Source organism: Bradyrhizobium iriomotense (assembly GCF_030160715.1).
GTDB lineage: Bacteria > Pseudomonadota > Alphaproteobacteria > Rhizobiales > Xanthobacteraceae > Bradyrhizobium > Bradyrhizobium iriomotense.
Genome location: NZ_BSOW01000060.1, coordinates 1 through 21,517, shown reverse-complemented (window position 1 = coordinate 21,517; position 21,517 = coordinate 1). Strand labels below are relative to the sequence as shown.

At 64.3% G+C, this 21,517-nt stretch carries 17 protein-coding genes; 4 read left to right on the top strand and 13 right to left on the bottom strand.

Annotated elements, in window-relative coordinates:
- Positions 1-23 precede the first annotated feature (23 nt).
- From QQL28_RS43620 to QQL28_RS43590, 7 genes are all read right to left on the bottom strand, one after another.
- A complete protein-coding gene (locus tag QQL28_RS43620) occupies positions 24-5,363 on the bottom strand; it encodes a beta strand repeat-containing protein (RefSeq protein WP_284275852.1) in 5,340 nt (1,779 codons plus the stop codon).
- 26 nt (positions 5,364-5,389) lie between these two features.
- Positions 5,390-6,883 (bottom strand): ShlB/FhaC/HecB family hemolysin secretion/activation protein, encoded by a 1,494-nt coding sequence (locus QQL28_RS43615; RefSeq protein WP_284275850.1) that lies wholly within the window; start codon positions 6,881-6,883, stop codon positions 5,390-5,392.
- A gap of 523 nt (positions 6,884-7,406) precedes the next feature.
- Positions 7,407-8,126: a ribonuclease activity regulator RraA gene (locus tag QQL28_RS43610; protein ID WP_284275848.1), complete on the bottom strand. Its 720-nt coding sequence runs from the start codon at positions 8,124-8,126 to the stop codon at positions 7,407-7,409.
- 128 nt (positions 8,127-8,254) lie between these two features.
- On the bottom strand, positions 8,255-9,991 hold the full coding sequence (gene araD / locus QQL28_RS43605; protein ID WP_284275846.1) for an L-arabinonate dehydratase: 1,737 nt from the start codon (positions 9,989-9,991) through the stop codon (positions 8,255-8,257).
- A complete protein-coding gene (locus tag QQL28_RS43600) occupies positions 9,988-10,848 on the bottom strand; it encodes an ABC transporter permease (protein WP_284275844.1) in 861 nt (286 codons plus the stop codon). Before QQL28_RS43600 ends, araD begins: the two co-directional genes overlap by 4 nt.
- Positions 10,849-10,859: 11 nt before the next feature.
- Positions 10,860-11,621, bottom strand: coding sequence for an ABC transporter ATP-binding protein (locus QQL28_RS43595; RefSeq protein ID WP_284275842.1), 762 nt, complete (start codon positions 11,619-11,621; stop codon positions 10,860-10,862).
- Positions 11,621-12,652 (bottom strand): ABC transporter substrate-binding protein, encoded by a 1,032-nt coding sequence (locus QQL28_RS43590; protein ID WP_284275840.1) that lies wholly within the window; start codon positions 12,650-12,652, stop codon positions 11,621-11,623. The genes QQL28_RS43595 and QQL28_RS43590 overlap by 1 nt, the downstream gene beginning before the upstream one ends.
- A gap of 96 nt (positions 12,653-12,748) precedes the next feature.
- Here QQL28_RS43590 and QQL28_RS43585 point away from each other — a divergent pair, with 96 nt between their 5' ends.
- The 3 genes from QQL28_RS43585 (at position 12,749) to QQL28_RS43575 (ending at position 17,651) form a co-directional block, all read left to right on the top strand.
- Complete coding sequence (locus tag QQL28_RS43585) at positions 12,749-13,465, top strand: GntR family transcriptional regulator (RefSeq protein ID WP_284275860.1); 717 nt, start codon at positions 12,749-12,751, stop codon at positions 13,463-13,465.
- Positions 13,466-13,657: 192 nt separating this feature from the next.
- Positions 13,658-14,077, top strand: coding sequence for a response regulator (locus QQL28_RS43580; protein WP_284275837.1), 420 nt, complete (start codon positions 13,658-13,660; stop codon positions 14,075-14,077).
- Complete coding sequence (locus tag QQL28_RS43575) at positions 14,055-17,651, top strand: PAS domain S-box protein (protein ID WP_284275835.1); 3,597 nt, start codon at positions 14,055-14,057, stop codon at positions 17,649-17,651. The genes QQL28_RS43580 and QQL28_RS43575 overlap by 23 nt, the downstream gene beginning before the upstream one ends.
- 224 nt (positions 17,652-17,875) lie before the next feature.
- Here the strand turns inward: QQL28_RS43575 and QQL28_RS43570 are convergent, their stop codons facing one another.
- Complete coding sequence (locus QQL28_RS43570; protein WP_027526392.1) at positions 17,876-18,511, bottom strand: response regulator transcription factor; 636 nt, start codon at positions 18,509-18,511, stop codon at positions 17,876-17,878.
- A 151-nt stretch (positions 18,512-18,662) separates the two neighbouring features.
- On the opposite strand from QQL28_RS43570, the gene QQL28_RS43565 reads away from it, so the two are divergent.
- Complete coding sequence (locus tag QQL28_RS43565) at positions 18,663-18,974, top strand: hypothetical protein (protein ID WP_284275832.1); 312 nt, start codon at positions 18,663-18,665, stop codon at positions 18,972-18,974.
- 21 nt (positions 18,975-18,995) lie between these two features.
- Here QQL28_RS43565 and QQL28_RS43560 read toward each other — a convergent pair whose 3' ends face one another.
- The 5 genes from QQL28_RS43560 to QQL28_RS43540 form a co-directional block, all read right to left on the bottom strand.
- Positions 18,996-19,499 (bottom strand): response regulator, encoded by a 504-nt coding sequence (locus tag QQL28_RS43560; RefSeq protein WP_284275830.1) that lies wholly within the window; start codon positions 19,497-19,499, stop codon positions 18,996-18,998.
- 143 nt (positions 19,500-19,642) lie between these two features.
- Positions 19,643-19,957, bottom strand: coding sequence for a PilZ domain-containing protein (locus QQL28_RS43555; protein WP_212402411.1), 315 nt, complete (start codon positions 19,955-19,957; stop codon positions 19,643-19,645).
- Complete coding sequence (locus tag QQL28_RS43550; protein WP_284275826.1) at positions 19,954-20,841, bottom strand: CheR family methyltransferase; 888 nt, start codon at positions 20,839-20,841, stop codon at positions 19,954-19,956. The genes QQL28_RS43555 and QQL28_RS43550 overlap by 4 nt, the downstream gene beginning before the upstream one ends.
- Before the next feature lie 47 nt (positions 20,842-20,888).
- Complete coding sequence (locus QQL28_RS43545) at positions 20,889-21,275, bottom strand: response regulator (protein ID WP_284275824.1); 387 nt, start codon at positions 21,273-21,275, stop codon at positions 20,889-20,891.
- A 30-nt stretch (positions 21,276-21,305) separates the two neighbouring features.
- A partial coding sequence (locus QQL28_RS43540; protein ID WP_284275822.1) for a chemotaxis protein CheW occupies positions 21,306-21,517 on the bottom strand: 212 nt, incomplete at its 5' end.

Below are 21,517 nucleotides of genomic sequence, written 5' to 3'. Positions count from 1 at the left end.
CGAGCGGGCCAGGAATCTCGGGATCACTGCAAGGACGACCGCAACCTGGTTGTGCGCAGTTCGTTCGGCTGCATCGCGCCCTCGTAACAGGATGCATCATAGTATGCGATACACGCGGGTGATCTGCCGATCTCCAGGCTCGGTGCAGGCTTCGACAGCCAGGCCGCCAGACTTCCGCCCGATGGGAGCGGTGGTAGCGGGGGCGAAGCAATCACCGACCAGGTCCCGTTGACGGTGCCGACCAGCGTATAGTTCGGATTGCTCAGCGTTCCGGCGACACTCATCGTGTAGTTGCCCTGCGCGGTCGAAGCGGTGATGCCGAACGAGTTGGAGAGGCCCGTGAGCACGCCGATGCTTTCGCCGTTCTGCAAACCCGTCGCAGACAGGCCAGGATTGGCTGGCGTGCTGCCGTAGGCCGAGAGCCCGCCGAGCGCCGTCACGGTCACCGGCGCAGGATTGACGATCCAGCTGCCGCTGTTGGTACCGGCGAGCGTGTAGTTGCCGTTGGTCAACGTGCCGGCGACGCTCAGCGTATAGCTGCCCGCGTTCGTCGCATTGGTGATGCCGAACGAGTTGGAGAGGCCCGTCAGCACGCCGACGCTTTCGCCGTTCTGCAAGCCCGTCGCCGACAGGCCGGGATTGGACGGCGAGGCGCCGTAAGTCGAGGAGCCGCCGAGCGCCGTCACCGTCACCGGCGCCGGATTGACGATCCAGCTGCCGCTATTGGTGCCGGCGAGGGTGTAGTTGCCGTTGGTCAACGTGCCGGCGACGCTCAGCGTATGGCTGCCCGCGTTCGTCGCATTGGTGATGCCGAACGAGTTGGAAAGGCCCGTCAGCGCGCCGATGCTTTCGCCGTTCTGCAAGCCCGTCGCCGACAGACCGGGATTGGACGGCGAGGCGCCGTAAGTCGAGGAGCCGCCGAGCGCCGTCACCGTTACCGGCGCCGGATTGACTGTCAGAACGCCTGGACTGCTGAAGCTAAGGGCGTAGCCCGAGGTCGCGGTGAGCGTTCCCTGAGTGGCGGATATGGCGTAAGGGCCCGCTGCAACGGTGGCGGTCGCGACCGATCCGGTCGATGTCACCGATGGACTTCCCGTGAAGGCCGAAGCCGCGGTATCCGCGAGGAAGGCGTTGCTGACGCCGCTTTGATAGCCGGACACGGTGTAGCTCGAAGCAACCGCCGATGTCGCGTCGGCGCCATAGGTCTTGCTCGTGCTCGCCGAGCTGAAGGTCAGCGTCGGCTGGTAGGCAAACAGGTAACGATTGCCCGAGGCGGTGACGCTGGCAGGCGGCAGCGTCGCATAGGTTGCGTGCCATATGGCGGTGTTGCCGCTGTCGAGCCCCCCAAACGTATCTGTGCCGGGCGCACTCGAATAGATCAGCCAGTTGCCCGACGTGGCAGTCACGGCACCGCTACCCGCGTTGTTGATGAATGCACCGGCGGCGGAGAGCACCGGGCTGACCGCGCGGACAGACGCACCGGACGCGAGCGTAAGATCGCCCGCCGATTGAAGGGTCGCAGCGCCCGTCGCGGTAACGCCGGATGTTCCAGCGACTGTTCCGATTATGAGCGACGAACCGTCGGTCACCGCCAAGCTGCCAACATTTGCCGCAAGGGTACCGATGCTGTTGCCCGTGGCAGTGAGGCTGAAGGTCCCGTTCGACCCGGAGAGCAGCAGCTCGGTCGCCGAGATCGTGCCGCTCGATTGCGTCAGGGCTCCGCTTTCTGAAAAGCTGAGCGGCCCGCTTGTTGAGGATATCGACTCGTTGAGGTCCGTATTGCCCGATGCGCTGAGAGCCAGCGTGCCCGTACCACTGTTCGTGATCGAGGTGCCGCGAAGCCTCAATGCGATGCTTGAGCTTGAGCTGCCCGACAGGGTCAGGTTTCCGGTCGACGCCGTCACGGCCGAGGCCGTGGCGAGGAACAGTCCATAACCCGCGGTCGATGCCCCCGAGATCGACATCGTGCCCGATGTGTTCAACGTCCCGGACGTCTTCACTTCGGCACCATAGCCCGACGTATTTGTTCCGCTGACCGAAAGGCTGCCTCCACCGGAATTGGTGAGCGAGTTCGTCCCGCTCCAGAGCACTCCCGCGCTGCCGGAATTGACGGTGCCGGTGTCGTTCGACGTTCCCAGGATTGCGAGAGTCCCGCTTCCCGAATTGACCACTGTCGCGTCGGCAAAGCGCGTTCCGATGGTTGATCCTGAGCCGGTGGTCGCGCTGGATATCCCATGGACCGTGACATTGCCGCTCGAGACATTGAATGTCGCCGCCCCGAACTGCACCCCGGTTCCGGTCGTCGACGTACCCGTCATCGAGAGTGTCCCGGACGTCGTCAGACCTGCGTCGATTTTCACGCCAGCGGCGCTGCCGGATTGGCCATTGACGGTGATCGAGCCGCCGCCATTCGCGCTCAAGGCACTGGCCGTGCCCGCGAACCGCACGCCGGAGCCGGACGATGTGCTCGTTCCACTCAAGGTGGCCGTCCCGCTGCCGACATTGATCGTGACGCCGTTCAGCGTGACGGCCACAGTTGCGTCGGTCGTCGTACCGCTCGCGGTGAGGCTGCCGCCAGACGTTGAAATGGTCGCATTGGCGATGCTGACGGCGCGGCCCGCATTGAGGGCCAGGGTTCCACCGTTGGTCGTCATGCCGGCATTGACGAGGACATCTCGCGCCGCAGTCAAACTCACCGAGTTGCCGCTGCTCCCGCTGATTGCGTTGGCGACGGTGATGTCGCCGGAGCTGGTGGTCGTTATCGCGACGGTTGCTGCCGCCGCCGCTGAAATTCCCGCGGTCCCCTGAACGGTTCCGATGGTCAGACTCTGATTGTTTACAAAGGACAGCGAACCCACGCCGCTTGCTGCGAGCGTGCCGACCAGATTGGCTTGGCCGAGCGAGAAGTTTCCGGCGCCTGACAGCAGCAGTTTGCCCGCGGTGATCGTTCCTCCCGATTGCGTAACCGCACTGGTGTCGCTGATCACCAGATCGCCTGATGACGACGTGATGGTCGCAGCCAGGTTGGTGCCGCCCGTCCCGTTGAGCTTCAACGTTCCACTGCCGTTGTTCGTGATCGTGTTGCCGCTCGAGGACAGATCGATGCCGGTGGATCCCGAACCGGTCGAGCCGTTGATGGTCAGATTTCCGCTCGACACCGTTAGCGTGTTGCTGCCCTTGGCGGAAAATCCCGAGCCGCTGGTCGAGCTGCCCGATATCGTAACCGTCCCTGACGTGGTCAGGCCCGTACTGGTGTTCATCCGGATTCCGTTCAGGCTAGCGCCGTTACCGTTGAGCGCCAGCGTGCCCGAACCCGAATTGGTCAGCGTGGTCGTCGCGGAATTGAACCAGACGCCGTTGGCCGACGTGGACGTGCCGCTCAGGGTCAGGTTGCCCGAACTGTCGGTGATCGTGTTGCCGCCGTTGACGAACAGCCCGTACGCCTGTGACGCGGAGCCCGTGTTCGTACCGGAAATCGAAACCGAACCGGAGGTGGTGAGATTGGTATTGATCGCCACGCCATAATTGGTGACGCTCGTGCTTGAATTCCCATTGATGGTGATCGAGCCCGCACCACTCGCCGCGAGCGTATTGGCGGCGGTGGTGAATAAAACGCCCTTGCCGCTGGTTGCCGTGCCCGTCAACGTGGCCGTGCCGGCCCCAACGTTGATCGTGGCGCCGTTGAGCGTGATGCCCGTGGTACCGTCGGTGGTACTGCCGGTCACCGCCAGACTGCCGCCGGACGTGTTGATGGTCGCATTGGTCACGGTGACGCCGCGGCCCGCATTCAGGTTGAGCGCGCCGCCATTGGTCGTCATGTTGGCGTTGACGAGAATGTCGCGCGCCGAAGACAGCGTGAGCGAGTGGCCACTGCTCCAGGTAACCGCGTTGGCGACCGTGATATCGCCGCTCTGCGAGCCTGAACTGCCGGTGGTCACCGTGACGTTGGCCGTCGCCAGTGCATTTTGCAGCGTGGTGACCGAAAGAATGGAGCTGTTGCCGGTCGGCGTGAAAGTGTTGCTGCTGTTCGTGATATTGGTATCGCTGCCCGACGAGATCGTCACGTTGTAGGGATCGAGCAGCAGCGTGCCGGTCTTGCCGAGCGTTGCGGTCACGTCGGCTGTTCCCGCGAATCCAAGCACGCCATGGCTCGAGACTTCCACGGCGCCGCCGTCGCCGGAACCCGCTCCTGTTGCAATGATCGAACCGCGGAAGTCCGTCAGCGTGTCGGACCAGACCACCACATTGCCGCCGCGTCCGGACGTTCCGGCGGCCGAGATCGTCGCGCCTTGCGCGATCGACGTGCTGGCCGCGGTTCGCACCGGCATCGCCACAAGCTTCGCCGCGGGATCGGCGCCACCGCGGAAATCGCCTCCGATCAACACAAGGCCGCCGGCTGCGCCGTTTGCGGCAACTTTCGCGGTCGACGTCAGCGCCACCTTGCTGCCGGTGACCACAATACTGCCGCCGGAATTGTTGCCGGCGCCATTTGCCGACAGCTTGCCGGACACAACCACCCCGCCGCCGTCGCCTCCATCGAGAAGGATGCTGCCGCGCCGCCCCTTGACAGTACGTGCATTCAGCGAGCCTGAGATGTTGACGACATCGCGCATGGCCTGCTGCGCGGTGGCGGCCTTGATTGCGATACTGCCCCCGGCCGCCTTGATGCGACCTGCGACCTCGATCAGGGCCTTACCATCGGCAGTCACCGCATTGGTCGGCACCGCGACCTGAAGAAAGCCGTCGCCGGTCGGATTGAGCGTCACCCTTTCTCCCGAGGCGAGACCGACCTTGCCAAGCGGGACGTCGATGGTGCCGCTGTTCGATACCGAGCCACCGATCAGGCCCACGAAGGATCCCGAAGCTCCGGAGATGCTGCCGGCATTGCTGATGGCCGCAGATGCGCCCTTGCCGACGAAATTGAAGCGACCCGCGTTGAAGTCAGCGTTATCGATGTCGAGCGTCGAGGCGACGAAGCCGCCGCCGACCTGGACCGACCCGGTCGGCGTGATGGCGATGCCATTCGGATTGATCAGGAACACCTGGCCGTTGGCGCTGATCTTGCCGGCGATCGTCGACGACATTGTGCCGGTGACGCGATTGAGAACGGCCGAATTGGCATCGGGCTGGACGAAGTTGACGGAGCCGCCGGCGCCGACGGAAAAACTGTTCCAGTCGATCACCGCTTTCGAGGACGTTTGATTGATGGTCAACCCGTTGCCCGAGGGCGCCCCGATGGTGGCCTGGCCTGAGGTGACCTTGCCACCGCTCGGCAAGACGGTCTGCGGGCAGGCGCGGTCGGTCAGTACCAAGATCGACATGCAGCCAAGCAGCGCGGCCATGCGCAGCCTGTACGCGCTCATCGAGCCTTTGGTTGCACGGGAGCCCATCAATAGGCCATCGCAGCGATGACGTTGGCGCGCCAGCCCTGCCTCGTTCCGGGAAGATCCGTGAAGCCACGCGCGGCCTCGAGCGCAAGACTTGCGGTCGAAATGCCGGCATCGAGATTGCCGCGCAGCCCCAAACCGGCTGCACCGGCATTGAACGCCGGCCGTTCGACAATGGTCGTGTTGGCGAGCCAACCGCGGCCGATCGCCCCGAAGACATAGGGCGAGACCGTCGTGTTGAAGGCGTTGATCCCGAACGGACGCGCCAGCTCGCTTCGCAAGGTCGCACCCTGGTCGGCGGTGAACGTTCCGGAAGCAAATGCCGATATGAGATCGCTTCCATCGAGCGAGATCTGCTCGGAGCGAAAGATCGGCTTGCCGAAGGTTGTCTGCCCGATGCAGATCACATCCCAGCGCAGGCCGGCCGGCAAAGCTTGCGAGATGCGCAGATCGCCGGCAAGCTTGGCGAAGTCCGGGCCGGCGCCGAGCCGCGAGAGCGGGACTCCCGACGCCGCTGCGTCAGTGACGCTTCGGCCGCCGAGACCTCCCGACCACAGGCCACCAAGCTGAATGGTGCTGCCCCACGGCAAGGTCGTCGAGAAATCCGCGCCGGCGCGAAACACGCCGTAGTGATCGTGACTGAGAGTCACGCCAAAGTCCGGAGCGGCAATCTGCTGATCGATCACCTCCAGCGAGACGTTGGCGTGGAGCGACGATTTGTGCGTGAGGACGATCGGCTCGCGCAGCCTCAGGGCAAAGCGCTCAAATGTGCCGTACGAGGCCACGACGCCCGGTGCCTGAGCCGTACGTGTGGTCGAATGGGTATATTCGGGATTGATCGTGAGGCCATCGATTCCGATGGGAACGACGAGGCCGCCGCCATAGACCGCAAGCGGCGCGGCACGCTCGGTCGCCGCCCTGAGATTGGCCCCGAGCCCGACCGTCCCGTAGATCTGCTCGCCGGCGCCAAATGCGCCGTTCAACGCCACCGCGCCGCGCAATTGCCAGGTCCCGAGCGAACCGGGGAGACGATCGTCGGCACCTGCGGAGCCGGTGACGAGCCGATGCTCGCCCTCGAGGATCAGCCGGGCACCGCCCTCGCGATTCCCCCGCATCAGCGTGCTCCGGAGCTTCAGACCGGGAACGCCGCCCGCGACGAGCAGAATGCGCTCGAGCTGAGCCAGCTCGAGATGACGCTGCCCCACCAACCTCGTTGCACGGGCGGCAACGATAGAGCGCACCCTCGCTGGTACGCCTTCGACTTCGACCGTCTCGATGAACCCGTCGACCACCACGAGGCGCAGTGATCCGCCATCAACGAGCCGCTGCGGAGGAACAGCAACACGCACCAGCGGATAACCGGCCTCGGCATAAGCCCGCTCCAACGTGGACGCGGTTGCATAGATCTGCGCGACACTGACGCGGCGTCCCCGCAAACTTGCGATCAGCACATCGTCGGCCGAGGCGCGCTCGACAAACGCCCCCTCCAGTCGCACGTCTCGAATCCGCACCGTGAGATTGCTGTCGCCCGTGGGCGCGGTCGCCGGCGATGTCCCGGGCAGATTGATCGACTGCGCGTCAGCGGGAGTGGGCGGGCGCAGATCCTGTGGCGTGAGTTGACTCGGTGCGGTGATCTGCGCACGCGCTATTGTCAGACCAACGGGAGAGCCGATGCCTACTCCTGTGCAAATCGCAACGCGGAGAAAGCGGCCTAACATTCACAAAATCTCGGGGCAATCGCACCTGGGTGAGGCTTTGGGTGCGCATTTTCAACGATCGAAATCGTGCCCAGAATTGCAGCATTAACTTTAACAAAGTGTTGCGGCGTATTCGTAGATCCCGCAGCAATAGGATCGCCCGACGACGCCCGCCTCCGTGCTTCTACGGGGATCGCCGCCGTCTCAGCGCATGCTACCGGGCGCGACGACAATTCGATCTCTCCGTGCGGAGAGATCGAAAGGCGGCTGCAACAAGCAGGCTCGCTTACACCGCGCCGTGAAACTCCACGTAGAGAATGCTCTAGCGGCCGTTCGCCTTGCGCCAGGCCGCGAAGTCGGTGAGCGTCTGCGGATCGGTGGCCGGATATAGCCCGAAGATGCCGCGGCCCTTGCCGACTTCCTCGGTGACGAAGTCCTCGAACGCGGTCATCTCGAAGGTCTCGTTGGCGATCTCGTCGGCGAGATGCGCCGGGATGACGATCACGCCATCACTGTCACCGAGGATGACGTCGCCCGGAAATACCGGTGCGTCGCCGCAGCCGATCGGGACGTTGATCTCGATCGCCTGGTGCAGCGTCAGATTGGTCGGCGCGCTCGGGCGGTGATGGAAGGCGGGGAAGCCGAGCTTTGCGATCTCGGCAGAATCACGAAAGCCGCCGTCGGTGACGACGCCGGCGACGCCGCGCTTCATCAACCGTGTCACCAGGATCGCGCCGGCGGATGCGGCGCGCGCGTCCTTGCGGCTGTCCATCACCAGCACGCTACCTGCCGGACAATCCTCGACCGCCTTGCGCTGCGGATGCGAGCGATCGCGAAACACCTCGATGGTGTTGAGATCCTCGCGCGCCGGCATGTAGCGCAGCGTGAAGGCCTCGCCGACCATGGTCGGCTGGTCGGGGCCAAGGGGGTGCACATCCTGGATCATCTGGATGCGCAGGCCGCGCTTGAACAGCGCGGTGGCGACGGTGGCGGTGGAGACGGACTTGAGCTTGTTGCGGGTGGCGTCGCTGAGTTTGGTCATGGCGTACTCTCTCTTATCGTCATTCCGGGGCGCGCGTAGAGCGAGCCCGGAATCCATTGAGCGGCACGTACTGCGGCGCGATGGATTCCTGGCTCATCGCTTCGCGATGCCCTGGAATGACAGGGTCACTAGTAAATCGACGGCTCGCCGATCGGCGAGCCGAAGCCGGTCTCCAGGAAATCGAAGTCGCAGCCGTCATTGGCCTGCATGATGTGCTTTGAGAACATCCAGCCATAGCCGCGCTCGAAGCGGCGCTCCGGCTGCTTCCATTCAGCGCGGCGTTTGGCAAGCTCGGCCTCCGGCACGTCCAGATTGATGGTGCGCGCGGCGACGTCGAGCGTGATGCGGTCGCCGTTCCTCACCAGCGCGAGCGGGCCGCCGACATAGGACTCCGGCGCGACGTGCAAGATGCACGCGCCGTAGCTGGTACCGCTCATGCGTGCATCCGAGATGCGCACCATGTCGCGCACGCCCTGCTTCACGAGTTTCGTCGGGATCGGCAGCATGCCCCATTCCGGCATGCCCGGCCCGCCCTGCGGCCCCGCATTGCGCAGGATGAGGATGTGGTCCTCGGTGACGTCGAGATTGGGATCGTCGACCGCCTTCTTCATCGACGGATAGTCGTCAAACACCAGCGCCGGCCCGGTATGCCTGAGGAAGCGCGGTGCGCAGGCGCTCGGCTTGATCACGCAGCCGTCGGGCGCGAGATTGCCCTTGAGCACGGCAAGCGCGCCCTCCTTGTAGATGGGATTGTCGACCGAGCGGATCACGTCGTCATTATGGACCTCGGCACCATCGATATTCTCGCCCAGCGTCTTGCCGGTCACCGTGATGCAATCAAGATGCAGATGCGGCCTGATCTGGCTCATCAGCGCCGGCAGGCCGCCGGCATAGAAGAAGTCTTCCATGAGATAGGCATCGCCGCTCGGACGAACGTTGGCGATCACAGGCACCTTGCGGCTCGCGATCTCGAAATCGTCGAGGCCGATGTCCTGGCCGGCGCGGCGCGCCTGCGCGATCAGATGGATGATCGCATTGGTCGAGCAGCCCATCGCCATCGCGACCGCAATCGCGTTCTCGAAGGCCTTTCGAGTCTGGATCGTCTTCGGCGTCAAATCCTCCCACACCATCTCGACGATGCGGCGGCCGCATTCGCTGGCCATGCGGATATGGTTGGCGTCGGCTGCGGGAATCGAGGAGGCGCCGGGCAGCGTCATGCCGATCGCTTCCGCGATCGCCGTCATGGTCGAGGCCGTGCCCATGGTCATGCAGGTGCCGTAGCTGCGGGCGATGCCGGCTTCGATGTCAACCCAGTCCTTGTCGGAGATTTTTCCGGCACGCCGCTCGTCCCAGTACTTCCAGCCGTCGGAGCCCGAGCCCAGCGTCTTGCCCTTCCAGTTGCCGCGCAGCATCGGGCCTGCCGGCAGGTAGATCGCGGGGATGTTCATCGAGGTGGCACCCAACAGCAGCGCCGGCGTGGTCTTGTCGCAGCCGCCCATCAGCACGACGCCGTCGACGGGATGGCTGCGCAGCAGCTCCTCCGCGTCCATCGCCAGCAGGTTGCGATAGAGCATGGTGGTGGGCTTGAGCAACGATTCCGACAGCGACAGCGCCGGCAATTCGATCGGCAGGCCGCCGGCCATCAGGATGCCGCGCTTGACGTCGTCGACGCGCGACTTGAAGTGCATGTGGCAGGGCTGCGCGTCCGACCAGGTGTTGAGGATCGCGATGATCGGCCGGTCCTTCCACTCCTCCGGCGCGTAGCCCATCTGCATGGTGCGGGAGCGGTGGCCGAACGAGCGCAGATCGTCGGGCGCGAACCAGCGCGCGCTGCGGAGCTGGTCGGGCGTCTTTTTCTTGGTCATGATTGGGTACCCCATTTCTGGACGGTATTCCGCTCGATGGCGCGGAAGATCAGGTTCTCGACAAAGAGCCCGATGATAATGACAGTCAACAGCCCCGCGAAGACCGCGGGAATGTCGAGCAGGTTGCGGTTCTCGAAGATGAACCAGCCGAGCCCGCCCTGTCCCGAGGACACGCCAAACACCAGCTCGGCGGCAATCAGCGTGCGCCAGGCGAAGGCCCAGCCGATTTTCAGTCCCGTGAGGATCGAGCCGAAGGCGGCCGGGATCAGGATCCTTGCCACATAAGGCAATCCGCGCAGGCCGTAATTGCGGCCGACCATGCGTAGCGTGTTGGAAACGCTCTTGAAGCCGGAATGGGTGTTGAGCGCGACCGGCCACAGCACCGAATGGATCAGCACGAAGACGAGGCTGCCACTACCGAGCCCGAACCAGATCAGCGCCAGCGGCAACAGCGCGATTGCCGGCAATGGATTGAACATCGCGGTGACCGTCTCGAGGAAGTCGGTGCCGATCCGGGTGGAGATGGCGAGGACCGTAAAGATCGCGGCGAGCACGATGCCGGCCGAATAGCCCATGAACAGCACCTTCAGCGAGGCCCAAGCCCGCAGCGGAATAGTGCCGTCCCTGGTGCGATCGAACAGCGTGACTATCGTGTCGTGCAGCGTCGGAAACAGCAGGGGATTGTCGAGATAGAGGCCGTAGGCTTCCCAGACCGCCGCCAGGAACAGGATGATGACGGTCTTACGAACGAAACCGTCATTCCATAGCAACTCGGGCACGCTCAGCTTGCGCTCGACCTCGCCTGCGCCACTGGCGGCGACCGGCGCGCCACGCAGCAAAATTCTCGCTTCGGCCATCAGAGTCTCCCTCAATGCGCCACGGCTTCGCCGGCGAACAGGAGATCGTGGATCTCCTTCTCCAGGCGGCCCGCGCTGCCGTCTTCGTTGGAGACCTTGTCGACGTCGACGACCTCGGCCTTGACGCGCCCGGGATGCGGCGACAGCAGCAGGATGCGGTTGCCGATGCGGATTGCTTCGGCGATCGAATGGGTGACGAACAGCACGGTGAACTTCGTCTCGCTCCAGAGCTGGAGCAATTCGTCCTGGCAGGTTCGCCGCGTCAGCGCATCGAGCGCCGCGAACGGCTCGTCCATCAGCAGAATGTCCGGCTCCATCGCCATGCCGCGGGCGATGGCGACGCGCTGCTTCATGCCGCCCGAGAGCGTGTGCGGATAGGCATCGACCACGCGGGTGAGGCCTACCTTCTCGATATAGGCCCGCGCACGCACCTCGGCCTCCTTGCGCGGCAGTTTTCGCGCGGTGAGGAGCGGAAACATGACGTTGGCGAGCACGGTCTTCCAGGGCAGGAGCTGATCGAACTCCTGGAAGATCATCATGCGGTCGGCGCCGGGACCGACGATGTCGCGTCCCTGGATCGCCATCCGGCCTTCGCTCGGAATCATGTAGCCGCCGACCGCCTTGAGCAGCGTCGACTTGCCGCAACCGGACGGTCCGAGCAGTACGAAGCGATCTGACTTGTCGACAGTGAAGGAGACCTTTTCGGTGGCGGTGACGACGGCGCTCGAGGTCTTGTAGCGCAGCGTCACCCCGCTGACATCGAGCAGCGCCATCAGTTGCCCTTCAAATCGTGCGCGACGGGAAGATAATAGTCCGTCCACGCCTTGGGCTGCGTCTTCAGCGTGCCGGTTCTGAACAGGTGCGCGGCGAATTTCATCGTGCCCTGCGGCTCGAGGTTCCACTCCATCATGCCGGGCTGCTTGAGCAGATCCAGCAGCTCCTCGACCGAGGTCTTGTCGCCCGTGATCTCCTTGTAGATCTCGACCGCCTGCCTGGTGTCGCTGCGGATCAGGTCCTGCGCCTCCTTGGTCGCATCGCGCACGGCCTGGATGATCTTTGGATTGCCGTCGGCGAATTTGGTCGTGGTGAAGAACTGCGCCTGGCTCAGCGGTCCGCCCATCACGTCGGGCGAGTTCAGCACGACATGCGCGCCCGGCACGTTCTTCAGCTCCAGGAAGCTGAACGGCGGAATCGAGAAATGGTTGTGCACCTCGTGCTTGGGATTGGCGAGTGCGGCATAGGCATCGGGATGGCCGAGCTGCACCGTGTTGGCATCGAGCTTCGACCACTGATCGGCACCGAAGGCCTCTGCGGCTGCGATCTGCAACACGATCGCCTGGGTCGAGACCTTCACCGTCGGCACCGCGATCTTGTCGGTCGGGCCGAAATCCTTGATCGACTTGATGTTGGGGTCGCGGCTGATCAGCGTCATCGGCTGCGCCGAGGTCGCGACGATGCCCTTGACGCCGCCGCGGGTGCGATCCCACAGCAGCAAGAGATTGCCGGTTCCGGTGTTGAGGATGTCGACGCCGCCCGCGAGCAGTGCGTCGGTCTGCGCGCCGCCGCCGGAGAAGGTGATCCACTTGGTGGTGACGCCCGATACGACGAGCGAAGCTGCGTGCTTCTCGATCAGCTTGAGCTTCTCCATAATGTGGCTCGGCATGTAGAAGATGCCAGGCTGCCGCGACAGCGCGATCTCGGACTTCTGCTGCGCTCTCGCGGGGACCGCCGTCACGGCCAGGGCCGCGAACATGGCGGCGATCAGGGCGACGGCGGCGAGGCCGCGCTGGAACTGCTTGATCATTGTTGTTCGCTCCCTCCGAGCCGGCATTGACGAGCGGCGTTACTGATGCACTAATGCATTAGTGCATCAAAGGCAAGCATGCCGGAACGACAAGCGATGGAAGTGACCCATACCGCGCCCCGCGCGGCCTCCCGCCGCGGCGCCCGGCTCGACCGCGCCCGGCAGGCCGCGCCGCAGGTGTTCGAGCGGCTGCGTAACGCGATCCTGTCCCTCGAGCTGCCGCCGGGCTCGCCGCTGTCGCGCGCCGACCTCGCTGCGCAATTCGGCGTCAGCTCGACGCCGATCCGCGACGCCTTGATGCGGCTGGAGGAGGAAGGCCTCGTCGACGTGTTTCCGCAGCATGCGACGGTGGTCAGCCGGGTCGACGTCGGCCGCGCCCAGCAGGCGCATTTCCTGCGCCAGGCGCTCGAGCTCGAAATCGTGCGGCTGCTCGCAGGCAGCCATGACGAATCCCTGATCATCCGCCTCGACCACGCGATCGCGCTCCAGCAGCAATTCGCCAAGGCCGGAGATTTCGAGGGCTTCATCGCCGGCGACAACGATTTCCACGCCCAGCTCTACGCCGCCGCCGGCAAGCAGGAGCTCTGGACACTGGTGCGCAGCCGCAGCGGACATATCGACCGTTTGCGGCGGCTGCACCTGCCCTCGCCCGGCAAGGCCCAGAACATCGTGCGGCACCACAAGCTCATCACCCGCGCGATCGAAGCCGGCGACCCCGACGCCGCGCAGCAGCATCTCCGTACGCATTTGTCAGGCACGCTCAGCGAGCTCGACAGGATCCGGGCGCGCCATCCGGAGTATCTCAGCGATTAGACGTAGTGCAGCCGCAAACTGTATTATTATTTGCATGCAATCATGCATATAGGCGGCCCGCGTCCGGGTCGCACCACAAGGTGCACTCCCATTGTCGCGAAGTGCTTGCAGGTTGCACGAAATCCGCGCAACAATTTCCTCAGATGCTTCGACCGCCGTGGTCGACCTGGACCGGGCCCGGGGGATTGGAACTTGGCCAACATCCTGATCGTGGATGACGATCCGGCCGTACAGATGACGATCCGGCTGCTGCTGGAGAGGGCTGGCCATCGCGTGACGGTCGCCGGCGACGGCCATAGTGGCCTTGCACTGTTCGAGTCCGGTCGGTTCGACCTGTTGTTCCTGGATATTTTCATGCCCGGAATGGACGGACTGGAGACGATGCGACACATCCGGGCGCAAGCGCCGGCGGTGCCGATCATCGTGATTTCCGGCCGCTCGGCTGCGCCGGACGCTTATGCCGAGCCGGACTTCCTGAAGATGGCGACCAGGCTCGGCGCAGTGGCGAGCTTGCCCAAGCCGTTCCGCCCCGAGGCGCTGCTCGCGGCCGTCGGCGATTGCCTGCAGGCATGCAAGCCGAGGACTCCTGATGTCAGCACCGGCGGCAGATGATGGCGGCATCCGTTCTGCTGCCCGTCGGGACAAGCAGAACCGTGTCCGAAACAGCGAGAAGCGCTACATGACGCTGGCGACGCGGCTCGCCATTGCCATGATTCTGCTGGTTGCGATTGCCGTGGCTGCCGCGGGCCTGCTGAGCTATTGGAGCGTCGAACAGGCCGTCCTGCCGCGGATCATCGACCGCCTCGAAACCCATTCGCGGCTGGTTGCGTCCGATCTCGAAGGCTACGTCGCCGGTGCGCGGGGCGATATCGCCACCTTCCGCGCGTCCGCCGGTCTCAACGGCCTACTCCGCGCGCATCTCAACGGAGGAATCGACGCGCAGGACGGTGTCCCCGAGCAGATATGGCGCGACCGTCTCGCGGCTCGTCTTGCCGCCGAGATCAACGCCAAGCCCGCTTACGCGCAGTTTCGCATCATCGGCGTGGGGGATGGCGAGCCGGAGCTGATCCGGGTGGATCGAACCGGGCCGAACGGATCGGCACGGATTGCTCCCAACGACGAACTGCAGCTCAAGGGCGAGCGCACTTACTTCCAGGAAACCATCCGGCTTCCTCCTGGCGAGCTCTACGTGTCGCCACTTGAACCGGCGAGCGATCGGGGCGGCACGACCATTCCCCATGCCCCGACCCTGCGCGTGGCCTCTCCGCTGTTTGCGCCGGACGGCAAGCCGTTCGGAATCATCCTCGTGAACATCGACATGCGTCCGGCGCTGGAGCGTCTGCGCTCGCTGGTGCGCTCGGGGGAGCAGCTCTATGTCGTGAATGCGCGCGGCGACTATATCGTGCACCCCGACCGCAGCCGAGAGTTCGGCCTCTCGCGCGGCGAGCCCAACAATTGGGTCAATGATTTTCCCTATTTTGCGGGACTGACCGGGTCAACCAAGAGCTCTGCTCAGGTCATCAGGGATATGAAAGGCCGGTTTGGCGGCGCAACCCTCGCGCCGGCGCTGCTTGCAGGCAAGGAATGGCTCGGCATCATCGAGATTGCCCCCAACTCGACATTTGCCCGTTTTGCCGCGGCGATCAAGAACACGTCGCTGTCGGTGGGTCTGATCGCTGTGCTCGGCGCGGCGATGCTGGCGATCCTGCTCGCCAGAACGCTGACACGGCCGATCGTGCAACTGACCCGCGCGGTCGAAAACATCGACAGCGACGGCGAGATCGCCATCCCAATCGATGCGCCGGGCGAAACCGGCGCGCTGGCTCTGGCCTTTGCCCGTATGGTGGCAGAGGTGAAAGCGAAAACCGCGGCTCTGGAACGCGAGGTTCTCGAGCATCGCCGCACCGAGGCCGCGAGAAGCCACCATGCCGAACGCGAGCAGCTCTTCAGTGCCGCGGTCGAATCCTCCGACGATGCCATCGTCATGCAGACGCTCGATGCCATCATCACGGGCTGGAATCCGGCGGCAGAGCGCCTCTATGGCTATTCGGCGGACGAGGCGATCGGCAAGCCCACCTCGATCATTGTCCCGCCGGACCGCCGCGAGCAGGGCCAGGATTATTTGCGACGGATCGCGCGCGGAGAGCCGATCGAACGCTTCGAGACGGTGCGGGTGCGCAAGGACGGCAGCGCAGTGGAGATCTCGCTCAGCCTGTCGCCGATCAGAGGTCCCAATGGAGAGGTCATCGGAGTCTCAGGGTCGGCTCGCAACATAACCGAAGCGCGGCGCACCGAGCGCGCGCTGCAACAGCAGCGCGAGGAGCGCCGGCTGATCTTCGACGCCTCGCAGGACCTGATCATGATCATGGATGCGAGGGGCTATGTCGCCCAGATCAGCCCGAGCTCGGAAACCATCCTCGGCTATCGGCCGGAGGAGATGATCGGCCGCAGCGGTGCCGACTTCATCCACCCCGATCATCTCGAGCAATCGCGCGAGGGGATGCGGGCCTTGCGGCGCGGCGAGCGGCCGAAGCTCGCCGACACCCGCTGCCTCCACAAGGATGGGCGCGAGGTCTGGCTCTCCTGGCTCGGGACGTGGTCTGCCGAGATGAAGCGCTTCTACTTCGTCGGCCGCGACATGACCGAAGCCCGGCTTGCACAGGAATCGTTGCGGGAAAGCGAGCAGCTCGCCCGCAACATCATCGAGACATCGCTCGACGCCTTTGTCCAGACCGACGAGAACGGCACGATCCTGGCGTGGAACTCGCAGGCCGAAAGGCTGTTCGGCTGGAGCCGCGACGAGGCGCTCGGCAGGAACAACATCGACCTGGTCGTCGCCGAGGGCGAACGCGAAACCATCAGCGCCGGCCTGCAACGCTTCGTGAGCTCGGGAGACGGCAGGCTGCTCGCGCGCCGGCGCGAGATGATGGTCCGGCGCAGCGACGGCAAGGAATTCAAGGCCGAACTGAGCGTCACTGCGCTGAACCGCCGCGAAGGGGTGCTGTTCAACGTCTTCTACCGCGACCTCACCGACAAGATCGCGGCCGACGAGCGCATCCGCCACGCCGAGAAGATGGAGGCGGTCGGCCAGCTCACCGGCGGCGTGGCGCATGACTTCAACAACATCCTCACCGTCATCACCGGAACCATCGAGATCCTGGCGGAGGCGGTCGAGAAGGAGCCGCAGCTTGCCGCCATCACCAAAATGATCGACGAGGCTGCGGCCCGCGGCGCCGAGCTCACCCAGCACCTGCTGGCCTTTGCGCGCAAGCAGCCGCTGCAGCCGCGCGAGATCGACGTCAATTCGTTGATCGTCGACACGGCCAAGCTGTTGCGCCCGACGCTGGGCGAGCAGATCCAGATCGAATCCGTGTTCGAGGCGGAAAGCTGCGTGGCGATCGTCGATCCCAACCAGCTCACCACCGCCCTTCTCAACCTGGCGCTGAACGCCCGCGACGCCATGTCGGGCGGCGGCAAGCTGATCCTGGAGACGGGAGCAGCCTATCTCGACGAGGTCTACGCCAACATCAACGACATTCGCCCCGGCCACTACGTGCTGATCGCGGTCAGCGACACCGGCGCCGGAATTCCGGCAAAGCTCCTGGACCGCGTGTTCGATCCCTTCTTCACCTCGAAGGGACCCGGCAAGGGCACCGGGCTCGGCCTCTCCATGGTCTATGGCTTCGTCAAGCAGTCCGCCGGCCATATCAGGATCTACAGCGAGGAAGGACACGGCACCACGATCAAGATGTACCTGCCGCCCGGCACGACGGCGAGTGCGAGCGGCGAGGGCGTGACGCCGGCTGCGATCGAGGGCGGGGACGAGACGATTTTGGTGGTCGAGGACGACCGCCTGGTGCGCGACTATGTGCTGGCGCAGCTGCATTCGCTGGGCTACGCGACGTTGCAGGCGGCCAATGCGGCCGACGCGCTGGCGATCGTCATGGCCGGAAAGCCGTTCGATCTCCTGTTCACCGACGTGATCATGCCCGGCAAGATGAACGGGCGTCAGCTTGCCGACGAGATCCTGAAGACCAGGCCAGATCTCAAGGTCGTCTACACATCAGGCTATACCGAGAACGCGATCATCCATCACGGACGATTGGACTCCGGCGTTCTCCTCCTGGCAAAACCCTATCGCAAGTCGGACCTCGCGTGGATGCTGCGCAAGGCGCTCGACGGCTGAAGGCGATCTTCCGTACTTTCGTGTCCCGGACGCACTGCAGCGCTCCCCGGCGATGCGAAGCATCGTCCGGTGCGATGCTGTGCAGAGCCGGGACCCACGGCTCCTTGCTCTGAATTTTGGAGATAGGCCCCGACTCGGCAGCGCATCACCATAGCGCGTCAAAGACGCGCGTAAACTCGCTTTCGGTGACGCGCTGCGTCCGGGGCACGAGAGAAGAGTTTCGTTTACGACGCGCGCTGGGCGGCCGTCATCACGATGCGGATCAGGTCAGCGGCATTCCGGGCGCCGAGCTTCTTCATGATGTTGGCGCGATGGTCCTCGATGGTGCGCGGGCTGATCCCGAGCGTGCGGCCGGCTTCCTTGTTGGAGGCCCCCGCGGCAAACTGCTCCAGCACTTCGCGCTCACGCCGGGTCAGGGGCTCGCGTCCGGGGAAATGAAGCTGGCCGAACTTGGGCGAGGCACTCTCCGCCTGCCGACGTGCATAGGCCCCGATCGCCTCGTCGAGCCGGTTAACGATCTCGCTACCGCGGAACGGTTTCTCGATGAAGTCGAGCGCGCCGTTCTTGATGGCGCTGACCGCCATCGAGATATCGCCCTGCCCGGAGATCATGAAGATCGGCGCGGGATAATCCTCGCCGTGCAATTCCTTCAAGATGTCGAGGCCCGACTTGCCGGGAATGTGGACGTCGAGCAGGATCGCGGCAGGCGTGCGGTTCCGCGCGACCGCGAGCAGCGCGGCGCCGTCGGCAAAACAGATCACCTCATAACCCGCCGCCTTCAACACCATCGACAGGGTGTCGCGAACGGCAGGGTCGTCGTCGACCACGAAGATCTCGCCACGTGAGGTTTTTTCGGCCATGTGACGTCCATCCGACATGAGAAGACTTGCGTCCGCGCCAAGCGTTTTGGCGTTCGGCGCGGATTCGGCCCACACCCGCATTTGTACGGGACATGAAGTTAACGCACAAGTAGCGGCGTAGTACCTAATGACTGGGGGACGGAGAATATCCATGCAAAATCTTGCTGGCACCGACCCGGTTGTCGCAGCGACCATTTCCGACAGCCGTCAGTTGATCGCTGCCGATCTTCGCTCTCTGATCGCGCAGATCGACACCAGTATACGCCTGATCGAGGCCGCAATCACGCTGGAAGACACCTGCGATCCGTCGGGTTCCACCGACGTCTTCGTGCTGGATGACGTCACGCCCCGCTACGCCACGGCGAGCGCGGCGCTTGGCGCATGCAGGGTTGGCCTCGACCTTGCGCTGGAATCACTCCCGGGTTCCGGCAAATTGGCTGAAACCGGGCGCTTGATCGGCTGAGGCCGCGCGCACCTGTGCGTCTTACGCGCGGTGGCGCTCCACGATCGCATCGGTGGCGACGCCGCCCCAGGTATGCATCGCCGGCAGACCCATCGCGGTCTTGCCGAGATTGGCGAGGCTGATACGCAGCGCCGCGAGATCGAGCGGCTTCGGCAAGCTCTGGAGTTCGATGCCCACGGAGCGGGCAAAGTGGCGGGCGGCGCTGCGACGCCGGCCATCCATGCCGCTGATGACGATCACGGAGCCGGCGAATTTCGCTTCCGACATCACGCGCAGCACCTCGATGCCGTCGCCGTCCTCAAGCACGAGATCGAGCGTCACACAGTCGAAGCGCCCGGCGCGAAGCTGGCTGATCGCCTCCGAAACCGAGGACGCCACGGTCACCTCATGTCCGGCCTGCTTGGCTGCGACCGTGATCAGGCTGCGCTGCGTGGCGTCGTCATCGACGACCAGAAGCTGCAGCGGGCGCCGTTCGCCGGCATCAGTCGGGTTTGACGGGAGGGAGGAGAAGGAGCTTCTTGGCATTACCGGATCCTGCGATTGCGACCGGCAATTCATATCTGGCAGGCGCTTAGGCCACGTAAAACGGAGGCCGCGAATTCAATCGGATGTTTTGAGCAAATCCGACCCAACGCGTTAAGGAAGCGAGCGCGAGCCCACGGCTGCGATCAGACCGTCGCGTCATGGCCCGCGGCGGCGCGCTTCTTCTTGTTCTTCCCGCGCAGGAACTGGATGTCCATTTCCGCGCCGTTGACGCGCACCAGCTCGCAACGGCGATAGGCAAGGCCTGTCGAGGACAACAGGAGAAAGAATTCCTTGAGATTCAGGCCCTGGATCGAGCCTTCGACCGTCAGGATGGCATCGGTGTCGGAAATCGCGTTGAGCTTGCAATCGCGACGCCAGGTCCCGTCGATCGCCATGATGCAGACATCATAGCCGCGACTGAACGTCACGCGTTCCGCACCCTTGCCATCCTCGCTCATGCGCGCAGCCCCGCCATTGCAGCGCTCCTCGGAGGCGCCGCCGCGATCGCGGGCTTTGTTGCGACGGCGCTGCGTGCGTCATTGGGCTTGTAGAGGCCGCGCCGCTCCGGAATCGGGCGGAAGGTGTCGGTCAGCCCGACCACGGTTTCCGCCGCCCCGAGCACCAGGAAGCCATCGCCCTCGACCTGTCGAGCGAGGCGGTTGAAGATGTTGATCTTGGTCTCCTGGTCGAAATAGATCAGCACGTTGCGGCAGAAGATCACGTCGAAGGTGCCGAGCTGGGAGAAGTCATGCAGCAGATTGAGCTGCCGATGCTGGATCATGGCGCGCAGCTCGGGATTGATCTGCCAGGTCTCGCCGGTCTGCTTGAAATATTTGACCAGCAGCTGAATCGGCAGGCCGCGCTGCACCTCGAACTGGCTGTAGATGCCGGCCTTGGATTTCTCCAAAACCTCCTGCGACAGGTCGGTGGCGATGATCTCGACCCGCCAGCCGGTGAGCGCAGCGCCCATCTCCTTCAGGCTCATCGCCAGCGAATAGGGTTCCTGACCGGTCGAGCCGGCGGCGCACCAGATGCGCACGCTGCGGCGCGCCGCACGCGCCTTCAGCACCTCCGGCATGATCGTTTCGCGGAAATGATCGAACGGGACCTTGTCGCGGAAGAAGAAGGTCTCGTTGGTGGTCATGGCTTCGACCACGCTGGTGATCAGCGCGCCCGATCCAGCTTGCAGCTTCTGGACGAGCTCGCCGATGCCGGAGAGTCCGACCTTGCGCGCGAGCGGCAACAGCCGGCTCTCGATCAGATATTGCTTGTCGGCAGACAGGTCGAGACCGGAATGGTCTCTCAGGAACTTCCGCAGATACTCATACTCGGGCGGGGTCACAGGGCAGCCTCTCGCAGAATTATCGGGAACACTCAGGCCAGAGATACTCAGGCAAAGGCTTGTCCAACGGGGATCAAGCCAACTTCAGCGAACTTGTCGGCGATGATGTCCTTGTCGAACGGCTTCATGATGTATTCGTTGGCGCCGCCGCTGAGCGCCTGGGCGATGTGGGCGACGTTGTTCTCGGTGGTGCAGAACACCACCTTGGGCTGGTCGCCGCCGGGCAGGCGGCGCATGTGGCCCATGAATTCGAAGCCGTCCATGACCGGCATGTTCCAGTCGAGCAGCACGGCGTCGGGCAGCCCGCGCTTGCAGATCTCCAGCGCCTTGGAGCCGTCCTCGGCTTCGGTGACTTCGAATTCCAGGCCTTCCAGGATGCGGCGCGCGATCTTGCGCACGACGCTGGAATCATCGACGACCAAACATGTCTTCATTTTGGTTCTCCGGCTTCGATGTTGTTGGGCTCACGCAGCCATTTGCACTTTGGTTTCGAGCTCGAGGACACGATCGACGTCGAGGACGACCATGAGCTGGCCGTCGAGGCGGTGAACGCCGCCGGCGAGCTTGGCCATGCGGGGGTCGAGGTTGACGGGGTTTTCCTCCTTGCCGTCCTCGGGCAGGCGCAGCACCTCGCCGATCGTGTCGATGAGGAGGCCATAGGATTCACCGCGCAGGT